At 69.5% G+C, this 23,618-nt stretch carries 23 protein-coding genes; 21 read left to right on the top strand and 2 right to left on the bottom strand.

All coding sequences use genetic code 11. The features are described 5' to 3' along the window. Positions 1-76 precede the first annotated feature (76 nt). From A8G15_RS12550 to A8G15_RS12515, 8 genes are read left to right on the top strand one after another with little or no spacing between them, the layout of a single operon-like run. A complete protein-coding gene (locus A8G15_RS12550) occupies positions 77-868 on the top strand; it encodes a TIGR03084 family metal-binding protein (protein WP_068159550.1) in 792 nt (263 codons plus the stop codon). Continuing rightward, entirely contained in the window at positions 865-2,580 is a 1,716-nt protein-coding gene (locus A8G15_RS12545) for an acyclic terpene utilization AtuA family protein (protein ID WP_068159547.1), read from the top strand. The genes A8G15_RS12550 and A8G15_RS12545 overlap by 4 nt, the downstream gene beginning before the upstream one ends. After that, a complete protein-coding gene (locus A8G15_RS12540) occupies positions 2,577-3,725 on the top strand; it encodes an acyl-CoA dehydrogenase family protein (RefSeq protein ID WP_068159545.1) in 1,149 nt (382 codons plus the stop codon). The genes A8G15_RS12545 and A8G15_RS12540 overlap by 4 nt, the downstream gene beginning before the upstream one ends. After that, positions 3,722-5,320: an acyl-CoA carboxylase subunit beta gene (locus A8G15_RS12535; protein WP_068159543.1), complete on the top strand. Its 1,599-nt coding sequence runs from the start codon at positions 3,722-3,724 to the stop codon at positions 5,318-5,320. Before A8G15_RS12540 ends, A8G15_RS12535 begins: the two co-directional genes overlap by 4 nt. Positions 5,321-5,327: 7 nt before the next feature. Next, on the top strand, positions 5,328-7,355 hold the full coding sequence (locus A8G15_RS12530; protein ID WP_068159541.1) for an acetyl/propionyl/methylcrotonyl-CoA carboxylase subunit alpha: 2,028 nt from the start codon (positions 5,328-5,330) through the stop codon (positions 7,353-7,355). After that, on the top strand, positions 7,352-8,512 hold the full coding sequence (locus tag A8G15_RS12525) for an acyl-CoA dehydrogenase family protein (protein WP_068159538.1): 1,161 nt from the start codon (positions 7,352-7,354) through the stop codon (positions 8,510-8,512). The genes A8G15_RS12530 and A8G15_RS12525 overlap by 4 nt, the downstream gene beginning before the upstream one ends. A 38-nt stretch (positions 8,513-8,550) precedes the next feature. Further along, on the top strand, positions 8,551-9,336 hold the full coding sequence (locus tag A8G15_RS12520) for an enoyl-CoA hydratase family protein (protein ID WP_068159536.1): 786 nt from the start codon (positions 8,551-8,553) through the stop codon (positions 9,334-9,336). Positions 9,337-9,391: 55 nt separating this feature from the next. After that, complete coding sequence (locus A8G15_RS12515; protein ID WP_068159533.1) at positions 9,392-10,018, top strand: TetR/AcrR family transcriptional regulator; 627 nt, start codon at positions 9,392-9,394, stop codon at positions 10,016-10,018. 40 nt (positions 10,019-10,058) lie between these two features. On the opposite strand, the gene A8G15_RS12510 is transcribed toward A8G15_RS12515, so the two are convergent. After that, positions 10,059-10,634 (bottom strand): TetR/AcrR family transcriptional regulator, encoded by a 576-nt coding sequence (locus A8G15_RS12510; protein WP_068159601.1) that lies wholly within the window; start codon positions 10,632-10,634, stop codon positions 10,059-10,061. Between the two features lie 158 nt (positions 10,635-10,792). Between A8G15_RS12510 and A8G15_RS12505 the strand changes: the two genes are divergently transcribed. The 7 genes from A8G15_RS12505 to tuf all read left to right on the top strand — a co-directional run bounded on the left by A8G15_RS12505 (position 10,793) and on the right by tuf (position 17,238). Further along, positions 10,793-11,422 carry a TetR/AcrR family transcriptional regulator gene (locus tag A8G15_RS12505; protein ID WP_068159531.1) on the top strand — a complete coding sequence of 210 codons (630 nt, stop codon included), beginning with the start codon at positions 10,793-10,795 and terminating at the stop codon, positions 11,420-11,422. Positions 11,423-11,433: 11 nt separating this feature from the next. Beyond that, positions 11,434-11,976 carry a DUF3558 domain-containing protein gene (locus tag A8G15_RS12500; protein ID WP_211270153.1) on the top strand — a complete coding sequence of 181 codons (543 nt, stop codon included), beginning with the start codon at positions 11,434-11,436 and terminating at the stop codon, positions 11,974-11,976. Next, entirely contained in the window at positions 11,973-12,539 is a 567-nt protein-coding gene (locus A8G15_RS12495; RefSeq protein ID WP_068159529.1) for a DUF3558 domain-containing protein, read from the top strand. The genes A8G15_RS12500 and A8G15_RS12495 overlap by 4 nt, the downstream gene beginning before the upstream one ends. 320 nt (positions 12,540-12,859) lie before the next feature. Beyond that, entirely contained in the window at positions 12,860-13,234 is a 375-nt protein-coding gene (gene rpsL, locus A8G15_RS12490) for a 30S ribosomal protein S12 (RefSeq protein WP_068159526.1), read from the top strand. Further along, the gene (rpsG, locus tag A8G15_RS12485) at positions 13,234-13,704 is read left to right on the top strand and encodes a 30S ribosomal protein S7 (RefSeq protein ID WP_068159523.1); all 471 of its coding nucleotides are present in this window, start codon (positions 13,234-13,236) and stop codon (positions 13,702-13,704) included. Before rpsL ends, rpsG begins: the two co-directional genes overlap by 1 nt. Positions 13,705-13,850: 146 nt before the next feature. Continuing rightward, complete coding sequence (fusA, locus tag A8G15_RS12480; RefSeq protein ID WP_068159520.1) at positions 13,851-15,953, top strand: elongation factor G; 2,103 nt, start codon at positions 13,851-13,853, stop codon at positions 15,951-15,953. A 94-nt stretch (positions 15,954-16,047) separates the two neighbouring features. Next, a complete protein-coding gene (tuf, locus tag A8G15_RS12475; RefSeq protein WP_068159515.1) occupies positions 16,048-17,238 on the top strand; it encodes an elongation factor Tu in 1,191 nt (396 codons plus the stop codon). 96 nt (positions 17,239-17,334) lie between these two features. On the opposite strand, the gene A8G15_RS12470 is transcribed toward tuf, so the two are convergent. Further along, complete coding sequence (locus A8G15_RS12470; protein WP_068159514.1) at positions 17,335-18,198, bottom strand: LysR family transcriptional regulator; 864 nt, start codon at positions 18,196-18,198, stop codon at positions 17,335-17,337. Between the two features lie 105 nt (positions 18,199-18,303). Between A8G15_RS12470 and A8G15_RS12465 the strand changes: the two genes are divergently transcribed. Genes A8G15_RS12465 through A8G15_RS12440 form a run of 6 tightly spaced genes read left to right on the top strand, consistent with a single transcriptional unit; the run spans position 18,304 to position 23,500 of the window. After that, positions 18,304-18,684 (top strand): YybH family protein, encoded by a 381-nt coding sequence (locus A8G15_RS12465; protein ID WP_068159513.1) that lies wholly within the window; start codon positions 18,304-18,306, stop codon positions 18,682-18,684. A 32-nt stretch (positions 18,685-18,716) separates the two neighbouring features. Continuing rightward, positions 18,717-19,307 (top strand): TetR/AcrR family transcriptional regulator, encoded by a 591-nt coding sequence (locus tag A8G15_RS29865; RefSeq protein ID WP_169833887.1) that lies wholly within the window; start codon positions 18,717-18,719, stop codon positions 19,305-19,307. Positions 19,308-19,317: 10 nt separating this feature from the next. After that, the gene (locus A8G15_RS12455; protein ID WP_068159511.1) at positions 19,318-20,082 is read left to right on the top strand and encodes a maleylpyruvate isomerase family mycothiol-dependent enzyme; all 765 of its coding nucleotides are present in this window, start codon (positions 19,318-19,320) and stop codon (positions 20,080-20,082) included. Between the two features lie 52 nt (positions 20,083-20,134). Next, entirely contained in the window at positions 20,135-20,701 is a 567-nt protein-coding gene (locus A8G15_RS12450) for a maleylpyruvate isomerase N-terminal domain-containing protein (RefSeq protein WP_068159510.1), read from the top strand. A 37-nt stretch (positions 20,702-20,738) separates the two neighbouring features. Continuing rightward, positions 20,739-22,742: an ABC transporter ATP-binding protein gene (locus tag A8G15_RS12445; RefSeq protein ID WP_082899852.1), complete on the top strand. Its 2,004-nt coding sequence runs from the start codon at positions 20,739-20,741 to the stop codon at positions 22,740-22,742. Then, complete coding sequence (locus A8G15_RS12440) at positions 22,739-23,500, top strand: energy-coupling factor transporter transmembrane component T family protein (RefSeq protein WP_068159507.1); 762 nt, start codon at positions 22,739-22,741, stop codon at positions 23,498-23,500. The genes A8G15_RS12445 and A8G15_RS12440 overlap by 4 nt, the downstream gene beginning before the upstream one ends. Positions 23,501-23,618 lie beyond the last annotated feature (118 nt).

The raw sequence follows: 23,618 nt of genomic DNA, 5'->3' as shown, positions 1-23,618 counted from the left end.
GGCGGATATCGGGTCGGTGCGGCAAAAACAATCACGAATGCTTGATTTATGGCCGGTGGCGTGTGACTCTGGTCTCATGACGGAGCTGCGCACGCTTCTCGACGACCTGCGCGCCGAGGGCGACGACCTCGACACCCTGGTCGCGGACCTTCCTGCCGCCGAATGGGCGACACCGACCCCCGCCGCCGGCTGGACCGTCGCCCACCAGATCGGCCACCTGCTGTGGACCGACCGGGCGGCGCTCACCGCGATCGGCGACCCGGACGCGTTCGTCGCCGCCGCACATGCCGCCCTCGCCGACCCGACCGGATTCGTCGACAAGGGCGCCGCCGATCTGGCCGCCCGACCACCGGCGGAACTGCTCGCCGACTGGCGCGCCGCCCGCCGCGACCTCGCCGCCGCGCTCGCCGCCGTCCCGGCAGGTACCAAGATCCTCTGGTACGGCCCGCCCATGGGCGCCGCGTCGATGGCCACCGCCCGGCTCATGGAGACCTGGGCACACGGCGGCGACGTCGCCGCCGCGCTCGGCGCGACCCGGACTCCCACCGCGCGGCTGCGTCACGTCGCGCACCTCGGTGTCCGCACCCGCGACTTCGCGTTCACCGTGCACGACCGCACCCCGCCCGCCGGCCCGTTCCGGGTGCGCCTCGACGCCCCCGACGGCACCGTCTGGGAGTGGGGACCCACCGACGCGGCCCAGTCCGTCAGCGGCCCGGCAATCGACTTCTGCCGGCTCGTCACTCAGCGGGTGCACCGCGACGACACCGCGCTCGTGGCAGTCGGACCCGACGCCGACGCGTGGCTCGACCTGGCCCAGGCGTTCGCGGGACCGCCCGGCGCCGGCCGCGGCAGTGAGGCCGCACGATGAGCGCACCGGTGCGGATCGGCAACTGCTCGGGGTTCTACGGCGATCGGTTCTCGGCGATGCGCGAGATGCTCGACGGCGGTGAACTCGACTATCTCACCGGTGACTACCTCGCCGAGCTGACCATGCTCATCCTCGGGCGCGATCGGCTGAAGGACCCGAATCTCGGTTACGCCAAGACTTTCCTGCGCCAGGCTGAGGACTGCCTCGGCCTCGCCCTCGACAAGGGCGTGCGGATCGTCACCAACGCCGGTGGACTGAACCCGGCGGGACTGGCGTCCGCGCTGCGTGAGCTCGCCCGCCGCATCGGCGTCGACGCGGCGATCGCGCACGTCGAAGGCGACGACCTCCTCGGCCGTGTCGACGAACTCGGCTTCACCGCCGACCCGGCGCCGCTGACCGCCAACGCCTATCTCGGCGCGTGGGGTATCGCCCGGTGTCTCGAGGCCGGCGCCGACGTCGTCGTCACCGGACGCGTCACCGACGCATCCGTCATCGTCGGGCCGGCGGCCGCGCACTTCGGCTGGGCACGAGACGATTTCGATGCGCTCGCCGGAGCCGTCGTCGCGGGGCACGTCATCGAATGCGGCACCCAGGCGACCGGCGGCAACTATGCGTTCTTCACCGAGATCGCGGACCTCGACCGGCCCGGATTCCCGATCGCGGAGATCGCCGCCGACGGTTCGTCGACGATCACGAAACATCCGGGCACCGGGGGTGCGGTCACCGTCGGTACCGTCACCGCCCAACTGCTCTACGAAGTGACCGGCGGACGCTACGCCGGCCCGGACGTCACCGCGCGTCTCGACACCGCGCGGCTCGCCCAGGACGGACCCGACCGGGTCCGTATCACCGGGGTGCGCGGCGAAGCCCCGCCGCCGACGCTCAAGGTCTGCCTCAACACGCTTGCCGGATTCCGGAACGAAGCGGTGTTCGTGCTCACCGGCCTCGACATCGAGGCCAAGGCGGAACTCACTCGGCGGCAGGTGGAGGCGAACCTGCCGGTGCGGCCCGCGGAGCTCGACTGGACGCTCGCTCGCACCGACCATCCCGACGCCGACACCGAAGAAGCCGCGAGCGCCCTGCTGCGCTGCACGGTCCGCGACCGCGACCCGAACCTCGCGGGACGTGCATTCTCCTCCGTCGCAGTGGAATTCGCTCTCGCCGGCTATCCGGGTTTCTCGCTGACCGCGCCGCCCGGCAACGGCCGGCCGTACGGCGTGTACACCGCCGCCTACGTCGACGCCGCGCTCGTCCCGCACACCGCGGTACTGCCGGACGGAACCGCAGCCGCCATCGACCCCGTGACGCCGACCCGGCCGCTCGACGCGCTGCCCGAGCCGGATCTGCCGCAGCCGCTGCCGCCGGGTCCCGTCCGACGCGTTCCGCTCGGCACGATTGCCGGTGCCCGCAGTGGCGACAAGGGGGGCGACGCCAACATCGGCGTGTGGGTCCGCACCGACGACCAGTGGCGCTGGCTGGTCCACACCCTCACCGTCGACGCCGTGAAGGAACTGCTCCCCGAGACGCGGCCGCTGACCGTCACCCGGCACGTGCTGCCGCACCTGCGGGCCGTGAACTTCGTCGTCGAGGGCATCCTCGGCCGCGGCGTGGCCTCCGGAGCCCGATTCGACCCCCAGGCCAAGGGCCTGGGTGAATGGCTGCGCGCTCGGCATCTCGACATCCCCGACACTCTGCTGGAGGCCACCACGTGACCATCTGGACCACACCCGAACGCACCGCCCTGCGCGACACCGTCACCGGGTTCGTGCACCGCGAGATCCTGCCGCACCTCGCGGACTGGGAACGCGACGGCGAACTGCCGCGCGACCTGCACAAGAAGGCCGCCGCGCTGGGGTTGCTCGGCACCGGATTCCCCGAAGCGATCGGCGGATCCGGCGGCGACGCCGCCGACACCCTGACGATCTGCGAGGCGTTCCACGAGGCCGGTGCCTCCGGCGGCGCCTTCGCGTCGCTGTTCACGTGCGGCATCGCCCTGCCGCACCTGATCGCCGCGGGTGATCCGGAACAGATCCGCAGGTGGGTCGCTCCGACCCTCGCGGGCGACCTGATCGGTTCGCTCGCGATCACCGAACCCGGCGGCGGCTCCGACGTCGGGCACCTGACGACCCGGGCCGTCCGCGACGGCGACCACTACATCGTCAACGGCGCCAAGACGTACATCACCTCCGGATGCCGCGCCGACTTCGTCGTCACCGCGGTGCGCACCGGCGGCTCCGGGGCCGGTGGAGTGTCCCTGCTCGTGATCGAAAAGGGCACACCGGGATTCACGGTGTCCCGTAAGCTCGACAAGATGGGCTGGCGCGCCTCCGACACCGCCGAGCTGTCCTTCGTGGACGTGCGGGTCCCCGCCGCGAACCTGGTCGGCGCCGAGAACACCGGATTCGCGCAGATCGCGATGGCGTTCGTCTCCGAACGCATCGCGCTGGCCGCCCAGGCCTACTCCGGCGCGCAGCGCTGCCTCGACCTGACGGTCGCGTGGTGCCGCGACCGCGAGACCTTCGGGCGTCCGCTCATCACCCGCCAGTCCGTGCAACGCACCCTCGCCGAGATGGCCCGCCGCACCGACGTGGCACGCGTCTATTCGCGGCGCGTCGTCGAACGCGCCCTGGACGGCGACGGCGACCTCCTCGCCGAGGTGTGCTTCGCCAAGAACACCGCCGTCGAGGCGGGCGAATGGGTCGCGAATCAGGCCGTCCAGCTGTTCGGTGGTCTCGGCTACATGGCCGAATCCGAGGTGGAACGCCAGTACCGCGACATGCGCATCCTCGGAATCGGCGGTGGCACCTCCGAGATCCTCACCGAACTCGCCGCGAAACGATTGGGGTACACCGGATGAGCATCCTGACCACCCGGATCGACCGGGCGTCGGCCGAGTATGCGGCGGCCTCGGAGACGATGACCGCCAAACTCACCGAGCTCGACGGGGAGCACGCCAAGGCCCTGGCCGGCGGCGGCGACAAGTACGTCGCGCGACACCACGCACGCGGAAAACTGCTGCCGCGCGAACGCATCGAACTGCTGCTCGACCCCGACTCGCCGTTCCTGGAACTGTCCCCGCTCGCCGCGTGGGGCACCGAATTCCCGGTCGGCGCCAGTGTCGTCACCGGGATCGGCGTGGTCGAGGGCGTCGAATGCGTGATCGTCGCCAACGACCCCACCGTCCGGGGCGGCACGAGCAATCCGTGGACGTTGCGCAAATCACTGCGTGCCAACGATATAGCGATGCAGAATCGCCTGCCGTTGATCTCGCTCGTCGAATCCGGCGGCGCCGACCTGCCGACCCAGAAGGAAGTCTTCATTCCGGGCGGACGGTTGTTCCGCGACCTCACGCGCCTGTCGGCGGCCGGCATCCCCACCATCGCGCTGGTGTTCGGGAACTCCACCGCCGGCGGCGCCTACATCCCCGGCATGTCCGACCACGTCGTCATGATCGAACAGCGCTCGAAGGTCTTCCTGGCCGGCCCGCCGCTGGTGAAGATGGCCACCGGTGAGGAATCCGACGACGAGACGCTCGGCGGCGCTGAAATGCACGCGCGCACTTCCGGTCTCGCCGATCATCTCGCCGTCGACGAGCACGACGCGCTGCGTATCGGCCGCGACATCGTCCGGCGTCTGAACTGGCGGAAGAAGGGGCCGGTCCCGAGCCCGGTGGTCCGGGAACCGCGCCACGATCCCGACGAGCTGCTCGGCATCGTCCCGGAGGATCTGCGCACACCGTTCGACCCGCGGGAGGTGATCGCCCGCGTCGTCGACGATTCCGACTTCGACGAGTTCAAACCCCTGTACGGCTCGTCGCTGGTCACCGGGTGGGCACAGGTGCACGGCTTCCCCGTCGGGATCCTCGCCAACGCCCGCGGGGTGCTGTTCAACGAGGAATCGCAGAAGGCCACCCAGTTCATCCAGCTCGCGAACCGCGCGGACACGCCACTGCTGTTCCTGCACAACACCACCGGTTACATGGTCGGCCGCGAATACGAGGAACGCGGCATGATCAAGCACGGCGCGATGATGATCAACGCGGTCTCCAACTCGACGGTCCCGCACATCTCGATCCTGCTCGGTGCCTCCTACGGTGCCGGTCACTACGGCATGTGCGGCCGCGCGTACGATCCGCGGTTCCTGTTCGCGTGGCCCAGCGCGAAATCCGCGGTGATGGGCGGGGCGCAGCTCGCCGGCGTCGTCTCGATCGTGGGTCGCGCCGCGGCCGAGGCGCGCGGCCAGGCGTTCGACGAGGCCGCCGACGAAGCGATGCGTGCGGCGATCGAGAACCAGATCGAAGCCGAATCCCTCCCGATGTTCCTGTCCGGGCGCCTCTACGACGACGGCGTCATCGACCCCCGGGACACCCGAACCGTGGTGGGGATGTGCCTGTCGGCCGTCGCCACCACCCCGATCGAAGGCGCCGAGGGCTTCGGCGTCTTCCGGATGTGAGGCCGCGATGACAACGGATTCCGCAGTCTCCCGGGTGCTCGTCGCCAACCGTGGTGAGATCGCCCGGCGCGTCTTCGCGACCTGCCGCCGCACCGGCCTCGCGACGGTCGCGGTGTTCTCCGACGCCGACGCCCACAGCCCGCACGTCGACGACGCCGACGTCGCGGTGCGGCTGCCGGGCCACGCCCCGGCCGACACCTACCTGCGCGGCGATCTCATCGTCGCCGCCGCGCTCGCCGCCGGTGCCGACGCTGTCCATCCCGGCTACGGATTCCTCTCGGAGAACGCCGAATTCGCCCGGATGGTCCAAGACGCCGGACTGACGTGGGTCGGCCCGCCGCCCGCGTCGATCGCGCAGATGGGTTCGAAGGTCGAGGCCAAGAAGATCATGGCCGCAGCGGGCGTCCCGGTGCTCGCGGAACTCGATCCGGCCGCGGTCACCGCCGCGGACCTGCCGGTGCTCGTCAAGGCGTCGGCCGGAGGCGGCGGCCGCGGCATGCGGGTCGTACGCGACCTCGCCGACCTCGACGGGCAGCTGACCGCGGCCCGGCGGGAGGCGCAGTCCGCGTTCGGCGACCCCACCGTGTTCTGCGAGCGCTATCTCGAGACCGGACGGCACATCGAGGTGCAGGTGCTCGCCGACCGGCACGGCACCGTGTGGGCGGTCGGCGAACGTGAATGCTCCATCCAGCGGCGGCACCAGAAGGTCGTCGAGGAAGCGCCCTCGCCGCTCGTCGAGGCCGTCCCCGGCATGCGGGACCGGCTGTTCGAGGCGGCACGTCTCGCGGCCACGGCGATCGGATACGAGGGTGCCGGGACCGTCGAGTTCCTCGCGACCGGCGACGCCACGGGCGAGTTCTTCTTCCTGGAGATGAACACCCGCCTGCAGGTCGAGCATCCGGTCACCGAATGCACCACCGGTCTCGACCTCGTCGATCTACAGCTCCACGTCGCGGCCGGTGGCCGGCTCGACTCAGAACCACCTGCGGTACACGGACATTCGATCGAGGTGCGGCTCTATGCGGAGGATCCGGCCCGGGACTGGCAACCGCAGTCCGGCACGGTGCACCGGCTCGCACTGCCCGCCCCGGCCACCGAGTTCGCGGTGCTCCGGGAGACCGGGGTCCGGCTGGACTCGGGAATCGTCGACGGCACCGAGGTCGGGGTGCACTACGACCCGATGCTCGCCAAGGTCGTCTCGTACGCGCCGACCCGCACCGTCGCCGCACGGCTGCTCGCCGCCACCCTCGCCTCCGCCGAGGTGCACGGGCTGTGGACCAACCGCGACCTGCTCGTCAACGTGCTGCGGCATCCCGCGTTCGTCGCCGGTGACACCGACACCGCGTTCTTCGGCACGCACGGCCTCGACGCCTTGTCCGCACCGCTCGCGACCCCGCAGGCGGAGGCCGTCTCGGCGCTGGCCGCGGCCCTCGCCGACGCCGCGCACCGCCGGGCCACCGCGTCGGTGAACGCGGGCCTGCCGAGCGGCTGGCGGAACCTGCCGTCCGGACCGCAGGTCAAGACGTACACCGGCGACCACGGCGAGCACGAAGTGCGGTACCGGCTCGGCCGCACCGGCCTCGTCACCGGCGGACCCGACACGGCCGGGTACACCACCGTCGTCCTGCTCGACCAGCGGCCCGACCGGATCGTGCTCGAACTGGACGGACTGCGCCGCGAATTCCGGGTCGCCCGTTACGACGATGCGGTGTACGTCGATTCGGGGCTCGGACCGGTCCGGCTGTACGAGGTTCCCCGGTTCACCGATCCGTCCACGCAGGTCGCCGCCGGGTCGCTGCTCGCACCGATGCCGGGCGCGGTGATCCGCCTCGGCGCCCAGGCCGGCGACACCGTCGCCGCCGGCCAGCCGATCCTGTGGCTCGACGCGATGAAGATGGAACACACGATCACCGCCCCCGCGGCGGGGGTGCTCACCGAACTGAACGTCACCGTAGGCACGCAGGTTGCCGTCGGCGCGATCCTGGCCGTCGTCGCCGAGCCGGACGCGCACACCCCAGAAGGAGACCGGGCATGAGTGTCATCGAAACCGACGAACAGAAGCAGCTGCGCGCCGCGGTCGCGGCGCTCGCCGAACGGTACAACTACGTCGACTACGTGCTGCCGAAGGCGCGTCGCCACGAACCGCTCACCGAATTGTGGAGTGAGGCATCCAAACTCGGCTTCCTCGGCGTGAACCTGCCGGAGGAGTACGGCGGCGGAGGCGCCGGCATCTACGAACTCGCGCTCGTCCAGGAAGAACTCGCCGCCAAGGGCTGCGGGCTGCTGCTGGTCGTAGTCTCACCCGCGATCTGCGGCACCATCATCGCCAAATACGGGACCGAGGCGCAGAAGCAGCAGTGGCTGCCGGGCATCGCGGACGGCTCGAAGATCATGGCCTTCGGGATCACCGAGGCCGACGCCGGCTCGAACTCGCACCGTATCTCCACGGTCGCCAAGCGCGACGGAGACGACTGGATCCTCAGCGGCAGCAAGATCTTCATCTCCGGGGTGGACCAGGCCGACGCGGTGCTCGTCGTCGCCCGGACCGAGGACGCGAAGACCGGCAAACTGCGGCCCGCCCTGTTCATCGTGCCCACCGACACACCCGGTTTCGTCAAGACGCCCATGGAAATGGACATCATCGAACCCGACCACCAGTTCACCCTGTTCCTCGACGACGTGCGACTGCCCGCCGACGCGCTGGTCGGTGAACCGGAAGCGGCGCTGATGCAGCTGTTCGCCGGGCTCAACCCGGAACGCATCCTCGGTGCGGCGATGGCGGTCGGGCTCGGACGCTACGCACTCGACGCGGCGGTGCGCTACGCGAGGGAGCGCACCGTGTGGAAGGACCCGATCGGCGCCCACCAGGGGATCGCACATCCCTTGGCGCAGTGCAAGATCGAACTCGAGCTCGCGAAGCTCATGATGCAGAAGGCCGCCGCCCTGTACGACAGCGGCGACGACTTCGGTGCCGCCGAAGCGGCGAACATGGCGAAGTACGCAGGCGCGGAGGCCAGCATCAAGACGATCGATCAGGCGATCCAGACCCACGGCGGTGGCGGCCTCACCCAGGAATACGGTCTCGCGTCGCTCCTCGGCGCCGCGCGCATCGCGCGAGTCGCCCCGGTGAGCCGGGAGATGATCCTCAACTTCGTGTCCCAGCACTCTCTGGGGCTGCCGCGGTCCTACTGAGTCCGCGGTGAGGAGACGGTTCCAGCGAGGAGGCACAGGTGACCGGTCCGGAACGATCCGAGACGTACGTGCGGTACGAGAGGTCGCGTGGGTTCGTGACGCTGACCCTCGACTCGCCGCACAACCGCAACGCGCTCTCGGCGCGCATGCTCGACGAACTACGCCGCGGCCTGGACGCGGCCGCGTCCGATCCCGGGGTCCGCTCGGTCGTCCTCACCCACACCGGCGGAACGTTCTGTGCCGGAGCGGACCTCGGCGAGGCGTCGGACAACCCGGCCGAGGCGGCCGCGGAACGGACCCGGGAGATGACGGCGCTCCTGCGCGCGATCCTGGAACTGCCGAAACCGGTCGTCGCGATGCTCGACGGTCACGTGCGGGCCGGGGGGATGGGGCTCGTCGGCGCGTGCGACATCGTCGTCGCGGGACCACGATCGACGTTCGCGCTGACCGAGGTCAAGCTCGGTCTCGCCGCGTCGATCATCTCCCTGACAGTGCTGCCCCGCCTCTCCCAGCGCGCCGCAGGCCGGTACTTCCTCACCGGGGAACGCTTCGGTTCCGAGGAGGCGGTGGCGATCGGTCTGGTCACGATGGAGACGGCCGATCCCGCTGCGACCGTGCACGAACTGCTCGCCGAGCTGTCCGAGTGCTCGCCGCAGGGCCTCGCCGAATCCAAGCGGCTCACCACGATGCGGATGCTCGCCGACTTCGACCGTTACGGCGACGAACTGGCCGCGCAGTCCGCGCGCCTGTTCGGTTCCGACGAAGCGGTCGAGGGGATCACCGCGTTCCTGCAGCGCCGCCCGGCGGCGTGGTCGCGGATGTGAATCGGCCGGTGCGGTGTTTTTGATCGAGCGGGCTCCGGTGAGGAACAGTGCAGTCATGAGCACCGGTCCGGCCGACGACAGCCGACGCCGCGCGGAGCAGGAACGCAGCCGCGCCACCCGCACGACGATTCTCGACGCGGCCGTCGAGGTCCTCGTCGCACACGGCTACTCGCGCGCGACGACTGTTCGGATCCAGCAGGCAGCCGGTGTGTCCCGCGGACGGCTGCTGCACCACTACCCGAACCGCGACTCGTTGCTCGTCGCGGCGGTCCACCACCTCGCCGCGCGCGGGGTGCGCGACGTCGACCGGAACCGGCAGTGGCCGTCGGACCCGGCCGAGCGCATCGCGGTGGCGGTGGACCTGATGTGGCAGCACTTCCGCCAGCCGTACTTCTGGGCGTCGATGGAGCTGTGGCTGGCCGCGCGTTCGCACGAGGACCTGCGTACCGAGCTGCTCCCGCTGGAGCGGGCGCTCGGCGGCATGATCAAGGAACAGACGGACCGGTTCTTCGGTCAGGACCTCACGGCGCGTCCCCGCTACGCGGAGATCCGCGACCTCGTGTACACCAGCATGCGCGGTGTCGCGCTCGGCTACGCGATCGATCCGCGCGATGCCGGCACCGATCCGTACCTTCCCGAGTGGCGCCGCCAGTTCGAACAGGTGTTGCTCGACCGTGCCTGACGAGGGGCTCGGGCGGTCGTACCGCGGCGGGCCGCGGGGGTCATACCGCCGTCGGCCGCGAGGGCCGGTCCGCGGCGCGCACGCTCAGTGCGTCCGAGAACGTCCGTTGCAGTGCCCACCGCAGCTGCCCGAGCTCGGGCTGCGGCATCGACTGCTGGTATCCGTACAGGAGCAGCAGGCCCATGCGGGCGAAGTTCTCCGCGTCGGCACCCGGTCCGAGCAGTCCGGTGGTGGCTTCGAGCACGACCTCGAATCGTTGCTCGTCGACCGTGTTCTGCACCGCCCGGACCTCGGGGTCGCTGTGCGCCCAGGCCCGGATCGCGGATTCGGCACGGTGCGGAAGCGCGCACGCGAAGTCGATGAGCAGCTCGAGGCGCTGTTCGGATTCGGCGACGAGGCGGGCGGCGTCCACGAGCTGCAGGGTGCGCTGGTCGAGCCAGTGCTGCAGGAACTCGGTCTTGAACTGCCCCCAGCTCTCGAAATAGTTGTAGAACGACCCTGTCGTGACGGACAGGTGCCGGCACAGCGGTGCCTGTTTGAGACCGCCGTGATCGTCCGTCGACAGGATCTCGATGGCCGCGTCGAAATAGTCCTCCCGCCGGACAAGTGTTGCCACGATGAGATCCCCCTCCCCGTTCGTGTCGGTCCCGAGTGTACGAAAGGGCGCGCCGTACATCCGGCGACGTGCCGCGCGGTGCCATCATGGGTCTGCTGCCGGCCCGGGGGAGGAGTGCCGTGGCAACCCACACACCACGATGCACACGGAGGGGAGCGGTGACCCGCGAGCCCAAGCAGGACCGCAGCCGCGCGACGCGTCAGCGGCTGCTCGAAGCGACGATCGACTGTCTCGCCGAACTCGGGTGGGGCGCGACCACCGTCGGTGTCGTCGCCGAACGTGCCGGTGTCTCGCGGGGCGCGACACAGCATCATTTCCCGACCCGCGAGGAACTCATCACCGCGGCTCTCGAGTTCATGTTCGACAGCCGCATGGAGCAGGTGCGCAGCGAGAGCATCGAACTGCCCCACGGTCCGGCCCGCACCGAGGCCGTCGTGGCGCGGCTCGTCGACCAGTACACCGGCAGCCTGTTCCGGGCCGCGCTGCAGGTGTGGACGGCCGCTGCGGCCGATCCGGAGCTGCGGGCGCGCATCGTGCCGCTCGAGGAACACTTCGGGCGCGTCGCGCACCGCGTGGCCGTGGACCAGCTCGGTGCGGACGGTTCCGATCCGGTCGTGCACCGCATGGTGCAGGCCACGCTGGACCTCGCCCGCGGTCTCGGTCTCGCGGACGTGCTCACCGACGATTCGCGGCGCCGCGCCGAGATCGTGCGGAACTGGGCGGCGCAACTCGACACGGTGATCGACGTGGCGCGTCGCCGTCCGGCGGCCGAGCACTCGGCTGGGTAAGGTCAGTGCTCATGCTTGCCAAGCCGGCCACGATGCTGGCCGCGGTCGCGGTCGTCGGGCTCGCCGCCACCGGGTGCGGTTCCGGCGACGACGCGCCGCCGGCCGCCGAAGTGCCATCCGTCCCGCAGGTCACCGAGCCGGGGCCGTTCTTCGGAGAGTGCAGTTCGGTCACCGACGACGAGGTGGCCGCCGCGTTCGGCCTGGGCGCGTTCACGACCGTCACCCGCAATTCGGTCGGGTGCGAATGGGAGAGCGTCGTCGGCGGCCCGAGTGTCACGTTCTCCTGGTACCGCGGTAGCCCGATCGGCCGGGAACGCGCCGGCTCGGATCTGATCGGCCGGCCCGCTGCGGACGTCGAGATCGGCGGTCACCCGGGCTTCATGGGTTCGGCGCAGAACGAGTTGGGACAGACCGTGCTGTGCGAGATCGGCCTGCAGTTCGGGGGCGACTTCGTCCACTGGTCCGTCACCTATTCCAACTTCGCGCCCGCTGCGGACGCGTGCGTGGTCGCGCGCCGGCTAGCGGAACTGTCCGTGGAGAGGGCGGTGGAATGATCACGACCGGGTCCCCCACGGCACGGGTGCGACGGGCGGCCGCGGCGGTGCTGGCCTGCACGGTCGCCGGGGGTGTGCTCGCCGGATGCGGCCGCACCATCGAGGGTCGCGCCGTGCAGGAGGGTGCCGGCGGGGGTGGCGCATCGACGGAATTCACCAAGCTGCTCACCGAGTGCGACGCCGTCACCGACGAGCAGATCGCGCAGAGCGTCGGGGCGGACTACGTGTTGCGCGGGTTCTTCGGCGCGATCTGCCGCTGGGACGGCGACGGCCCGAGCGGTCCGGTCAAGGTGACCTTCAACTGGTTCGAGACGGGCGCCCTCGACACCGAACGCGAGACCGGGGAACGGCTCGGCTACGCGGTGGAGAACACGACGGTCGAGGGCCGCCGGGCGATCCAGATGCGGCGACCGGCCGATCCGGATTCGTGCGGTGTCTCGGCGAACGCGTCCACCGCGGGCATCTTCGGCTGGTGGGTGCAGTACGCGCCGGGTTCGGGGCATCCCGACCCCTGCGAGGCGGCCGCCACGCTGGCCCGGCTCACGCTGAACCTGAGCAGTTGAGGCCCTGTGCGGGGCGGCGGACGAGCCGCAGCTCACTTTGACCTCGTGGCTCGGCGCCGGGTATTGTTGTGGGTCGTGTCCGGCATGCCCGGGCCGATCTGTGTGCCTATGCGAGGTAGTGCCGTGCGCGCGGTCTGTAGACAACTGCAGTTTGCGAGCCCCCGGCTGCCTGTGTGGGGGTACGCGACACGCCCGACCTCGTGTGCACACGGGGGGCGGGTGCGGGGCAGTTGCTTCCTTGCCCCAACCGATGGATCCCTAATTTCAGAACAGCCGAGGTTGCTCGTATGAGCAGCTCCAGACAACGAGAAAGCCTGTAGATGCCAACCATCAATCAGCTGGTCCGCAAGGGCCGCCGCGACAAGGCCGCCAAGGTCAAGACCGCGGCCCTCAAGGGCAGCCCGCAGCGCCGTGGCGTGTGCACCCGCGTGTACACCACCACCCCGAAGAAGCCGAACTCGGCTCTCCGTAAGGTCGCGCGTGTCCGCCTGACCAGCGCTGTCGAGGTCACTGCATACATTCCCGGTGAGGGCCACAACCTCCAGGAGCACTCGATGGTGCTCGTTCGCGGCGGTCGTGTGAAGGACCTCCCGGGTGTCCGCTACAAGATCATCCGCGGCTCGCTCGACACCCAGGGTGTCAAGAACCGCAAGCAGGCGCGTAGCCGCTACGGCGCGAAGAAGGAGAAGGGCTGATGCCACGTAAGGGTCCCGCTCCCAAGCGCCCGCTGATCGCCGATCCGGTCTACGGTTCGCCGCTGGTCACGCAGCTGGTCAACAAGATTCTCCTGGACGGCAAGAAGTCCACCGCCGAGCGCATCGTCTACGAGGCGCTCGAGCAGGCTCGCGAGAAGACCGGCACCGATCCGGTCGTCACCCTCAAGCGCGCGCTCGACAACGTCAAGCCCGCCCTCGAGGTCCGCAGCCGCCGCGTCGGTGGTGCCACCTACCAGGTCCCGGTGGAGGTTCGCCCGGGCCGTTCCACCACGCTGGCCCTGCGCTGGCTGGTCACCTTCGCGCGTCAGCGTCGTGAGAAGACCATGGTGGAGCGTCTGGCCAACGAGCTTCTCGACGCGAGCAACGGTCTCGGCGCGTCCGTGAAGCGTCGCGAGGACACCCACAAGATGGCTGAAGCCAACAAGGCGTTCGCGCACTACCGCTGGTGAGTCGTTGCCGGCCGGGAGGATCGGTAACCACGTCCTCCCGGTCGGCTGCTCGCACAACTGTGTCGGTCCTGTGACGGCCGGCTGACAACACAAGAACACGTGGTCCGCACCCAAGGACCGACACGAGCTACGAGCGGGGTTTACCTGTGGCACAGGAAGTGCTGACCGACCTGAACAAGGTCCGCAACATCGGCATCATGGCGCACATCGATGCCGGCAAGACCACCACGACCGAGCGCATCCTCTTCTACACCGGTGTGAACTACAAGATCGGTGAGACCCACGACGGTGCTTCCACCACCGACTGGATGGAGCAGGAGAAGGAGCGTGGTATCACCATCACCTCCGCCGCCGTCACCTGTTTCTGGAACAAGAACCAGATCAACATCATCGACACCCCCGGCCACGTCGACTTCACGGTCGAGGTCGAGCGGTCCCTGCGCGTCCTCGACGGCGCAGTCGCCGTGTTCGACGGCAAGGAGGGCGTCGAGCCCCAGTCCGAGCAGGTCTGGCGCCAGGCTGCCAAGTACGATGTTCCGCGCATCTGCTTCGTCAACAAGATGGACAAGATGGGCGCGGACTTCTACTTCACCGTGCAGACGATCATCGATCGTCTCGGTGCGAAGCCGCTGGTCCTGCAGCTCCCGATCGGCGCCGAGGATGCCTTCGACGGCGTCGTCGACCTGGTCGAGATGAAGGCCATCACCTGGCGCGGCACCGTCGAGATCGGCGCCGAGCCGACCATCGAGGAGATCCCCGCCGACCTCGCCGACAAGGCCGCCGAGTACCGCGAGAAGCTGCTCGAGACCGTTGCCGAGTCCGACGAAGAGCTCATGGAGAAGTACTTCGGGGGCGAGGAACTCACCGTCGCGGAGATCAAGGCTGCCATCCGCAAGATGACGGTCAACTCCGAGCTCTACCCGGTGCTGTGCGGTTCCGCGTTCAAGAACAAGGGTGTTCAGCCCATGCTCGACGCGGTCATCGACTACCTGCCGAACCCGCTGGACATCGGCGAGGTCCAGGGCACCAAGCTGGGCGACGAGGAAGAGGTCCTCACCCGTAAGCCGAGCAAGGAAGAGCCGTTCTCGGCGCTGGCCTTCAAGATCGCTGCGCATCCGTTCTTCGGCAAGCTCACCTTCGTGCGCGTGTACTCGGGCCGGGTCGAGCCGGGCTCCCAGGTGCTCAACGCCACCAAGGGCAAGAAGGAGCGCATCGGCAAGCTGTTCCAGATGCACGCCAACAAGGAGAACCCGGTCGACGAGGCCGTTGCGGGCCACATCTACGCGATGATCGGCCTGAAGGACACCACGACCGGCGACACCCTGTGCGCGCAGGACGCCCCGATCGTGCTCGAGTCCATGACCTTCCCGGACCCGGTCATCCAGGTCTCGATCGAGCCCAAGACCAAGTCCGACCAGGAGAAGCTGGGCACCGCGATCCAGAAGCTCGCCGAAGAGGACCCGACCTTCTCGGTCGAGCTCGACGAGGAGACCGGCCAGACCGTCATCGGCGGCATGGGCGAGCTCCACCTCGACATCCTCGTCGACCGTATGCGTCGCGAGTTCAAGGTCGAGGCCAACGTCGGCAAGCCGCAGGTCGCGTACCGCGAGACCATCACCAAGCCGGTCGAGAAGCTCGAGTTCACGCACAAGAAGCAGACCGGTGGTTCCGGCCAGTTCGCGAAGGTCATCATCGCCCTGGAGCCCTTCAAGGGCGAGGACGGCGCGACCTACGAGTTCGAGAACAAGGTCACCGGTGGCCGCGTGCCGCGCGAGTACATCCCGTCCGTCGACGCCGGTGCGCAGGACGCGATGCAGTACGGCGTGCTCGCCGGTTACCCGCTGGTGAACGTCAAGGTCACGCTGCTCGACGGCGCGTACCACGACGTCGACTCGTCGGAAATGGCGTTCAAGATCGCCGGTTCGCAGGCTCTGAAGGAAGCTGCCCGCAAGGCTGCTCCGGTCATCCTCGAGCCGCTCATGGCTGTCGAGGTCACCACCCCCGAGGACTACATGGGTGAAGTGATCGGCGACCTCAACTCCCGCCGTGGCCAGATCCAGGCCATGGAGGAACGCAGTGGTGCCCGTGTCGTGAAGGCGCTGGTTCCGCTCTCGGAGATGTTCGGTTACATCGGTGACCTGCGGTCCAAGACCCAGGGCCGGGCGAACTTCTCCATGGTGTTCGATTCCTACGCAGAGGTTCCGTCGAACGTCTCGAAGGAAATCATCGCCAAGGCGACCGGCGAGTAGCCTTCGGGTTATCCCCTCGGTCACCTGCACGACCAAGTAATACAAAACCGCACTGCTGCATACTGCAAGCAACAACAGTCCAGGAGGACATCCAGTGGCGAAGGCGAAGTTCGAGCGGACCAAGCCGCACGTGAACATCGGCACCATCGGTCACGTCGACCACGGCAAGACCACCACCACGGCTGCGATCACCAAGGTGCTGGCCGACAAGTTCCCCGACCTGAACGAGAGCTTCGCTTTCGATCAGATCGACAAGGCGCCTGAGGAGAAGGCTCGTGGTATCACGATCAACATCTCCCACGTCGAGTACCAGACGGAGAAGCGTCACTACGCGCACGTCGACGCCCCGGGTCACGCGGACTACATCAAGAACATGATCACCGGTGCCGCCCAGATGGACGGCGCGATCCTGGTCGTGGCCGCCACCGACGGCCCGATGCCGCAGACGCGCGAGCACGTGCTGCTCGCCCGCCAGGTCGGCGTGCCCTACATCCTCGTCGCCCTGAACAAGGCCGACATGGTCGACGACGAGGAAATCCTCGAGCTCGTCGAGATGGAGGTCCGCGAGCTGCTGGCCGCCCAGGAGTTCGACGAGAACGCTCCGGTCGTCCCGATCTCGGCGCTCAAGGCGCTCGAGGGTGACGAGAAGTGGGTTCAGTCGATCGTCGACCTCATGCAGGCCGTCGACGACTCCATCCCGGACCCGGTCCGCGAGACCGACAAGCCGTTCCTCATGCCCGTCGAGGACGTCTTCACGATCACCGGTCGTGGCACGGTCGTCACCGGCCGCATCGAGCGCGGTGTCATCAACGTGAACGAGGAAGTCGAGATCGTCGGCATCCGTCCGACCTCGACCAAGACCACGGTCACCGGCATCGAGATGTTCCGCAAGCTGCTCGACCAGGGCCAGGCCGGCGACAACGTCGGTCTCCTGGTTCGTGGCATCAAGCGCGAGGACGTCGAGCGCGGCCAGGTCGTCGTCAAGCCGGGCACCACGACTCCCCACACGGAGTTCGAGGGCCAGGCCTACATCCTCAACAAGGAAGAGGGCGGCCGCCACACGCCGTTCTTCAACAACTACCGTCCGCAGTTCTACTTCCGTACCACGGACGTGACGGGCGTTGTGACCCTTCCCGAGGGCACCGAGATGGTCATGCCGGGCGACAACACCGAGATGTCGGTCGTCCTGATCCAGCCGGTCGCCATGGACGAGGGCCTGCGCTTCGCGATCCGCGAGGGTGGCCGCACCGTCGGCGCCGGTCGCGTCACGAAGATCATCAAGTGAGCTAGTTCTCGCTGACGCCGATGGCGCTCACTCCTCCGGGAGTGGGCGCCATTGTGCGCTTCCGCGCCGAAATGTCTTTGTGGCGCCCAGGGCGGCTCAAAAGACACACAGGCGTGTGAACGCCTGCACGGTGGGTGACGGGTCGGGTCGCCACACCAGCGCGAGTATCGCGTCGACGTCGGCGTCTTCGATCGGCAGCGCGACGAGTCCCGGATACGACCGGAGCATGGACGCGCTGAGGATCGCGACGCCCAGTCCGCGTGCCGCCAGATCCGCGACCGCATCGGGTGCGCTGGCCTGCATCGCGACCTCGACGGCGAGCGAGCGTGCCGCGCAGGTTCTCTCCAGGACCGTGCGGATCCCCGTGCCCGGTGGCAGGCAGATCAACGGGTGTGAACTCAGGCCGGACAGGTGGACGCCGGGATGTTCCGCGAGCGGATGGCCCGGCGGCACCGCCGCGACGATCCGCTCGGACACGATCGTCAGGGATTCGAGGTCGTCCGGTGGTGCGCCCGCGATCCCTACGAGCGCCACGTCGAGGGTGCCGGCGCGCACCCGGTCGACGAGCACATCCGAGTTGTCCTCGACGAGATCGATCGTGACCCCCGGGTGTGCGCGACGGCACGCGGACAGCGCGTCGAACAGAGGTGTGACGGTGCACGCGGTGACCATGCCGACGGCGAGTCGGCCTCGGACCAGCGCGTTCACGTCGTCGACGGCCTCGCGCACCGCCCGCGCCGCGGCCAGGGCCGCGCGGGCGTGGGGAAGTGCGGCTACCCCGGCGGCGGTGAGCGCGGCCACCCGGGTGCTGCGGTCGAACAGCGGTGCGCCCAGTTCGTTCTCGAGCTGCCGGATCTGGGCGCTGACACCCGACTGGCTGATGTGGACGCGAGCTGCGGCGCGAGTGAAGTTCGCTTCCTCGGCCACCGCGACGAAGTATTCGAGCTGGCGCAATTCCATGACTGTTGATTCTAGAGTCGACAACAACTATCTGTTGGACTTCTTGTTGTCTCGGCGGGAGGGTGGAGACGCACGATTCGACATCCGACCAGGAAGGACGCGACCATGTCGCAGACGCAGCCCGAGAAGGCCATGACACCGGAGGACATCACCCGGCTGTTCGTCGAACGGTCCAACGCCGGCGACGCGGACGGTGTCGCCGCCCTCTACGAGGAGGGCGCGGTCCTGGCGTACCCGCCCGGATCGGTTACCGTCGGCCGGTCCGCCATCCGGGAGCTGTGGGCATCGGTGCTCGCGGTCGCGCCGCATTTCGAACCCGAACCGCCCTTGCCGACTCTCGTCAGCGGCGACCTCGCCCTCACCTCGACGCCGCCGCGCGACGGTGCCGGTGCCCGCGCGCAGGTCGTCCGGCGACAGGCCGACGGCAGCTGGCTGCGGGTGCTGGACCAGCCGGAGTTCTCGCCGCCCGCGCGTTCGGAGGCTTGACAGCCGGACCCGGGGCGAGGATCGTCCTAAGTGTGTTAGGCAGACCGAATCGCGATAGGGTTGCCGAACGTCGTTCGGCAACTCGATCCGAGATTCTCGCCGCGGCCTGGGAGGCCGCCCGCGACCGCGGGCTCGCGAACCTGACCCTCCGGGATGTCGCGGACCGGGTGGGCATGCGACCGCCGTCGTTGTACAGCCACGTCGCATCGAAGAATGCGCTCTACGACGCGATGTTCGAGCAGGCGTGGAGCGAGTGCCTGGCGGTCATGTCGGAACGCGCCCGGAATCTGCCCGGCACCCCGCGCGCTGTGCTGCGATCCCTCGCGGCCACCTTCTTCGATTTCTGTATCGAGGATCTCGCCCGATTCCAGCTGATGAACCAGCGGATCGTCATCGGCTTCGAGCCGAGCGACGACGCGTACGCACCGTCCGTCGCGACGATGGCTGTGTTTCGAAAAGCGCTGGCCGAGTTGGAGGTTCGTGAACAGCAGGATGTGGATCTGTGTGTCGCGATCATCGGTGGGCTCATCGACGCCCAGCTCGCCAACGATCCGGGTGGCGACCGGTGGCGCCGGCTCCTGGATCGGGCCGTGGACATGTTCGCCGAGAATGTAGGACTGTAAGGAGCCTCTCATGGCTGCACCGACCTCAACCGAGTCCACGAGGCGGCCACGACGACCGGTGATGCGACGCGACGTCGCGATGCGCCTGGCCGCCACCGAATACGGCCGCTTCGCCGACCTGCTGGACCGGCTCCCGCCCGGGGCGTGGAGCCTGCCGACGGAATGTCCCGGATGGGACGTCCGCGCGATGGCCGGGCACGCGTACGGCATGACGCGGATGGCCGCGTCTCTGCTCGAGATGCGCCGTCAGCTCGCCGCCGCGAAACGCTCGGACGGGTCGTTCATCGACGCCCTGACCGAGCATCAGGTGGAGAAGTACGCAACGCTCGATTCCGGCCGGCTCGGCGCCGCCTATCGCGCGTCCGGCGCGAAGGCGGCACGGGCCCGCGCCCGCACCCCGTCGTTCGTGCGGTCGCGGACGATGAAGCCCGCGCAGACCGTCGGCGGAGCCGACGAATGGTGGACGATCGGTTACCTGCTCGATATCGTCCTCACCCGGGACCCGTGGATGCATCGCGTCGACATCTGCAGGGCGACAGGACAATCGATGGTGCTGACTCCCGAACACGACGGAGTCCTCGTCGCGGACGTCGTCGACGAATGGGCCGGCAGGCACAACCGTCCGATCGACCTCACCCTGACCGGTCCGGCCGGCGGCCGCTGGCGAACGGAATCCGGTGCGGACCCGATCGAGCTGGATGCCGTCGAGTTCTGCCGGATCCTGTCCGGGCGGGCACCGGGAACGGGCCTGCTCGAGGTGCAGGTGCCGTTCTGACGGGCGGCTCCTGCGGCCCGGCATCGACCGACCACCGAGTGGAAGGAAGCACGTGATCACCGACGACGATCTGCAGATGCTCGACCTCGCGACCAGGACGTTCGGGGACATCCTCGGCGCGGAAGGCGCGCTCGGCGACCGGGCGAGCCGCTGCGACGGGTGGAGCACACGCGACGTCGCCAACCACGTCCTCGGCGGGGCCGTCCGCTATGCGCACTACTTCACCGGCGGCGACCCGTCCGAGGTGGCCTGGACGCGCACCGCCGATCTCGTCGGTGACGACGCGGTCGAGGCCCACCGCCGGCTGACCGATGCGCTGCGCCGCGAGTTCGTCGAGCACCGCGACGACGACGAACTGGTGCTGCACCACCCGATCCGGGACGTCGACGTCTCGACCCTGCTGGTACTGCGCGTCCAGGAGCTGCTGCTGCACGGCTGGGACATCGCCTCCGTCGCCGACCCGGACGTCGAGCTCGATCCGCGGCTGTGCCGGTTCGTTCTCGACCGCGGTGAACCGGTGCGTGCCATGCTCCGCGGCCACGGCGTGCTCGGGGAGGAGACGGCGCCCGGACGGGACGGATCGACCGCAGCGGTTCTCGCAGCATGGGGTCGCGCATAGCTTCCGCACCGCTGGCACACTGGGGTCGGTGCGCGCGGTGACCACGACAGCAAGAGGCCCGTTGCGGCCGTTCGAGATCGCGGCCGCGGCGGTGTTCGGAGCACTGACTGCCGTCGTCACCGTCGTGACCGGGTTCATCCCGGTGGGTGTCGCACAGGTCCTCATCACCCTGCCGATCGCGTTCCTGGCCGCGGGCAACCGGATGCGGTCCGCGGTCGCGGCGACCGTCGCGGCGAGCGTCGTCGCGCTCATCGCCGGCGGACCGTTCGGGGTGGCGGCGTTGCTGGTGCTCGTCGGCGTCGGCGTTCTCGTCGGCTACGCGGAGCGCCGATGGGGCCGGAACGCGGTGCTGGTGGTGTTCGTCGGCTCGGTCCCGCTGGGACTCGCAGTGGCCGCCTTCGCGGTGGGGATGCTGCTGCTGTTCGAGCAATCCAGGATCCTGCTGCTCGACTCCCTCGTCGCCTCGATGCAGGGCACCCTGCGGGCGTTCCAGGCGGTCGGTGCCGGGCAGGATTTCGTCGACATCTACACCCGCACCATGGAGTTCCTCGTCGACTTCTGGTGGCTCTGGATCGGCGGCGCGGCCGTCGCCGGCATCGTCGGCAGTGCCCTGTTGAGTTTCGGGATCTTCCGGACCGTCGCCTCGCGCACCCGCTGGAGCAGCCCGCCCACCGAATGGCCGGCGGCATCCGCGACGGCACCGGCACCGCTGCCCGTGCGCCTGCGGTCGGTGACCTATCGCTACCCGGGCTCCACCGCCGACGCGCTCGCCGGCATCGACCTGACGATCACCGCCGGCGAGTTCGTCGCGGTGGCCGGTGCCAACGGTTCGGGCAAGTCCACCCTCGCGCGGATCCTGGCCGGTCTCGACCCGACGACCGGTCTCGTCGACCGGCCCGGCGACGTCGGACTCGGCGCGCCGGGCGGCACGGCGCTGGTCTTCCAGCATCCGGAATCCCAGATTCTCGGCCGCACGGTCGTCGAGGACGTGCGCTGGGGACTCGACGGTGACGTCGACGGTCCGGGCGTCGAGGCGCTGCTCGCGAGGGTCGGGTTGGGTGGGCTCGCGGACCGGCCCACGGAGGACCTCTCCGGCGGGCAGCTGCAACGCCTGACGCTGGCCGGTGCGCTTGCCCGCCGCCCCGCCCTGCTGATCGCCGACGAGATCACCGCGATGGTCGACGACGCGAGCCGCACCGCCCTGTTGGATCTGCTCGCCGGCATCGCCCGCGACGGCACCGCCGTCGTGCTCGTCACCCATGTCGAGGGCGAGGCCGCCGCGGCCGGGCGCGTCGTCCACCTCGACCGCGGGCGACTCGTCCCGGCGCCGGCACCGACCACCCGCACCGTGTCCGCGGCGGCCCCACCGGCGGTCACCGATCCGATCCTCGAGATCCGCGAGCTCACCCACACCTACGCCGCCCGCACGCCGTGGGCGCACACCGCACTGCGGGGCGTGTCGCTGTCGGTCGGCCGTGGCGAAGGAGTGCTCGTCGTCGGCGCCAACGGCTCCGGCAAATCGACCCTCGCCTGGATCGTCGCCGGGCTGCACCGGCCGACCGCCGGAACGTGCACGCTGAACGGCACCCCCACCGCCGACCTGCGTGGCGACATCGGATTGGTGTTCCAGCAGGCGCGACTGCAGTTGCAGCGCCCCACTGTCGCCGAGGAGATCTGCGAGGTCGCCGGTCTCGACCACGTCGACCGCCCGTACGTGGCGGCGGTCCTGCAGCGCGTCGGTCTCGGTGCGCATCTGGTGGACCGGGCGGTCGACGAGCTCAGCGGCGGCGAGATGCGGCGGGTCGCGATCGCCGCGCAGCTCACCCGGGCTCCGCGCGTGCTGGTACTCGACGAACCGCTCGCCGGGCTCGACGACGCCGGCCGCCACGACCTCGTCGCCCTGCTCGGCTACCTGCGCGCGACCGAGCACATGACGATCGTCGTCATCTCCCACGACGTGCACGGCATGGAAGCGGTCTGTTCGCGCGCTGTGATACTCGACGCCGGCACCGTCGTCGACGACCGGACGGTGGTGGCATGAGACGCGGCGGCCCGAGACGAAGCGCCCGCTCCCGGCGCCCCCTGATCCTGCTGCGGCCGGTGCCGCGCGAAACGCCCGTACACCGGCTGTGGGCCGGTACGAAACTCCTCGCCGCCACCGCCCTCGCGGTGACGGTCGCGTTCGTTCCGACGTGGACGAGCCTGCTCGTGCTGTGCGTCGTCCTCGCGACCGCGATCGTCGTGGCGCGGATCCCGCGCGGCGCGGTGCCCACCGTGCCGTGGTGGGTGTTCGCGTTCGTCGCGTTCTTCGGGGTGCTCAACGCGGTCGGGGGCGGCCTGGACCCCTATGTGCGGTCGGTGCTGGTGGGGGTGGCGCTGCTGGTCGTCGCGTCGCTGGTGGGGTGGACGACCCGGCTGAGCGACATCGTCGACGCCCTGCCGGTGCTGTTCGCGCCGCTGCGGCTGCTGCGGTGCCCCGTCGACGAATGGGTGACCACGTGCACCCTGGCGCTGCGGGTGCTGCCCACGATCCGCGAGGAGTTTCGGATGGTCTTCGCGGCCCGCGCCCTGCGCGGCCGGCCCGGCGTGCCGTCACCACGAGGACTGTGGCATCAGGTCGTCGACGCCGTGGGTGCGGTCGTGTCGGTCTCGTTGCGCCGGATCCGCGACCTCGGCGACGCGCTGGCCGTGCGGGGGCAGCGGACGGTGATGCCTGCCCGGCCGCGCTGGGGGATCGGGGATCTCGTCACGGTGGTCGTCGTGGCCGCCGCGTGCACGGTGATGGCCGTGTGGGGATGATGCCTCGAATACGTCCGCGGTCGTCGTGTACGACCAGCGCGACGGTTACCGGGCGACCCGCTTCCGGCGGCAGGTGCGCCTCGAAGGCTTCGACAACGCCCCGCTGAGCGTGCGCGCG

This window comes from Rhodococcus phenolicus, from assembly GCF_001646785.1.
GTDB classification, from domain to species: Bacteria; Actinomycetota; Actinomycetes; order Mycobacteriales; family Mycobacteriaceae; genus Rhodococcus; species Rhodococcus phenolicus.
Note: the sequence above shows the minus strand (reverse complement) of the source record. Positions and strands in the feature narration are given on the sequence as shown.